This window comes from Capnocytophaga sp. oral taxon 326 str. F0382 (assembly GCF_000318295.1).
Classification (GTDB): Bacteria; Bacteroidota; Bacteroidia; order Flavobacteriales; family Flavobacteriaceae; genus Capnocytophaga; species Capnocytophaga periodontitidis.
In genome coordinates, this window is record NZ_KB291392.1 from 3,547 (window position 1) to 6,212 (window position 2,666).

General features: G+C 43.0%; 3 protein-coding genes. All 3 read left to right on the forward strand.

Features of this window, described 5'->3' with window-relative positions:
• The first annotated feature begins 276 nt into the window (after nt 1–276).
• Genes HMPREF9073_RS04545 through HMPREF9073_RS04555 form a run of 3 tightly spaced genes read left to right on the forward strand, consistent with a single transcriptional unit; the run spans nt 277 to nt 2,572 of the window.
• Nucleotides 277–681: a DoxX family protein gene (locus tag HMPREF9073_RS04545; RefSeq protein WP_009412835.1), complete on the forward strand. Its 405-nt coding sequence runs from the start codon at nt 277–279 to the stop codon at nt 679–681.
• Between the two features lie 3 nt (nt 682–684).
• Nucleotides 685–1,890: a GTPase HflX gene (gene hflX, locus HMPREF9073_RS04550; protein WP_009412836.1), complete on the forward strand. Its 1,206-nt coding sequence runs from the start codon at nt 685–687 to the stop codon at nt 1,888–1,890.
• Nucleotides 1,871–2,572 carry a transporter gene (locus tag HMPREF9073_RS04555; protein ID WP_009412837.1) on the forward strand — a complete coding sequence of 234 codons (702 nt, stop codon included), beginning with the start codon at nt 1,871–1,873 and terminating at the stop codon, nt 2,570–2,572. The genes hflX and HMPREF9073_RS04555 overlap by 20 nt, the downstream gene beginning before the upstream one ends.
• Nucleotides 2,573–2,666 lie beyond the last annotated feature (94 nt).

Consider the following 2,666-nt stretch of genomic DNA (forward strand, 5'->3'; position numbering starts at 1 on the left):
TATCCCTACACTTTATCAAAGGTGCGAGCCGCACAGGCAAGAAAATTTAACAAATCCTATAAACTTGATAATCAATTACTTTAAGTCACATTGTAGGGGCGTTTTGCAAACGCCCCCCTCAATATAGAATTTTTGGCCCCCTCTTTTCGTCATTCGTAATTCGTCATTCGTCACTATACTTTATCGCCCGTCGTGCTACGACTTCGTCATTCGTCATTCGTAACTCGTAATTTTTTATTACCTTTGCCCCCATAAACTTAAAAATACCTCCATTTTATGAAAAACAGAGATTTAGGACTACTCGTTCTCCGCCTTACTGTAGGCTTATTAATGATTCCTCACGGCATCAACAAATTATTACACGCCGATGCCTTTGCTTTTGTTCAAAGCACTTTAGAAGCTAAAGGTCTTCCCACTTTTATAGCCTATGGCGTATTCGTAGGCGAAATTGTGGCGCCCCTGCTCATTGTTTTGGGATTCCGCTCGCGTTTAGGAGCTCTTGTGATGTTCCTCAACGGACTGGCTACACTCTATTTAGCCTATTCTGATTCACTTACCGCCCTTAACCCTCACGGTGGTTGGGTTCCCGAATTGCCCGCCTTATTCTTCTTAGGGGCCTTAGCTTTACTCTTTACTGGAGGGGGCAAATACGCTCTTTCTACTCGCAATAAATGGGATTAACAAATGTTAGAACAAATCAATCTTACTTACGAGAAAGTTGTACTCGTAGGGATTATCAATCAATTACAAACAGAAGAAAAATCTAAAGAATACCTCGACGAACTCGAATTTCTTACCTATACCGCTGGAGGTGAAGTGCTCAAACGCTTCACCCAAAAATTAGACGTGCCCAACCCTAAAACCTTCATCGGTACCGGTAAAATGGAAGAAGTACAGCAATTTGTTGAAGAAAATGAGGTAGGTACTGTCATCTTCGACGATGAGCTTACGCCTGCCCAACAGAAAAACATCGAGCGTATTCTCAAAGCTAAAATATTAGACCGTACAGGGCTTATTCTCGATATTTTTGCCCAGCGTGCACAAACCAGCTATTCGCGCACACAAGTCGAATTGGCACAATACGAATACCTCTTACCGCGCCTTACGGGATTATGGACGCACCTCGAACGTCAGCGAGGCGGTATCGGTATGCGTGGTCCTGGTGAAACCGAAATCGAAACCGACCGCCGTATCGTGCGCGACCGTATTGCCCTGCTCAAAAAGAAACTCACCGCCATCGATAAACAAATGGCAACCCAGCGCAGCAACCGCGGAGCATTAGTACGTGTGGCGCTCATCGGTTATACCAATGTGGGCAAATCTACCCTAATGAATGTCATTAGCAAAAGCGAAGTCTTTGCCGAAAACAAGCTCTTTGCTACCCTCGATACCACTGTGCGCAAGGTCGTGATTGAAAACCTACCTTTCTTGCTCAGCGATACCGTAGGGTTCATTCGCAAACTACCTACACAGCTCATTGAATCGTTCAAAAGTACCCTCGACGAGGTACGCGAAGCCGATTTGCTCTTGCACGTAGTAGATATTTCGCACCCTAATTTTGAGGAACATATCCAATCAGTAAATCAAATATTAGCCGAAATTCACAGCGCCGATAAACCTACCATTATGGTATTCAACAAGATTGATGCGTATACTAATGAAGAAATTGCCGAAGACGATTTGGCTACCGAGCGCACTAAAAAGCACTTCACCCTTGAAGAATGGAAACAAACTTGGATGCAGCGAATGGGGCGTGATGTTCTGTTTATTTCGGCACTCAATAAAAACAATCTCGAAGAATTCCGTGAGGTAGTGTACGAAAAAGTGAAGGAGATACACATCACCCGCTTCCCTTTTAATAATTTCCTATATGAGAAAATTGAAGAATAACCTTTTTTTACTCCTTTTGTGCTTGTGTTGCAGTTCTTTGGCTATTGCTCAAAACGATGAAAACATCAATACCGATCGCCCCGACCAAAGTGAAGGAGTGTACACACTACCCAAAGGTCAGTTTCAAATAGAAAATGGATATGTTTTCAGCAAAGAAGATAGCAGTGCGAATCTAATGTTGCGTTACGGACTTATCTCAAACACCGAAATCCGCTTAGAAGGCGATTTTGACCTCCGTACCCCCGATTTTAGTAGCACTACCTTCAGCGTAAAACAGCGTTTATACGAATCGGAACAGCGTTTTATCCCCTCAGTAGGGCTCATTGGTTACGGGCAATACAGCAAAACAGACGCTAAGACTTATACTTTCGACGCTTGTTTAGCTTTCGAAAGCTCTCTTACCGACCAGCTTTCATTAGCTTATGGCGCTCGTAGTTCTGGGCAATTTGAAAATTTGGATGTTACTGCTCAGGTCAATTATGCTCCCAACAACAAGCTATGGAGCTTCGTTGAGTATTACGCTTCCTATAATGGAATGCGTGCTCCTGAGCACAATATCAATGCAGGTTTTGCCTATCTCCTCACCCCTACTCTACAGTTAGACATTAGTAGTGGACGTACATTGTGGCAAGACGAACCACAATATTTCATAGGAGTAGGTTTGGGACTTTTAATTAGATAAACTCTAAGAGTATTCTCAACAGGAGATTACAAAAAAATCTCAAAATCGCCTTTGCAGCTCAAACTTTGTCAAAGTCCCAAAACTTTGACAAAGT

Bases quoted from the DNA above. Each gene is read 5' to 3' on its own strand.
- HMPREF9073_RS04545 (WP_009412835.1), top strand. From the start codon at position 277: ATGAAAAACAGAGATTTAGGACTACTCGTTCTCCGCCTTACTGTAGGC.
- hflX (WP_009412836.1), top strand. From the start codon at position 685: ATGTTAGAACAAATCAATCTTACTTACGAGAAAGTTGTACTCGTAGGG.
- HMPREF9073_RS04555 (WP_009412837.1), top strand. From the start codon at position 1,871: ATGAGAAAATTGAAGAATAACCTTTTTTTACTCCTTTTGTGCTTGTGT.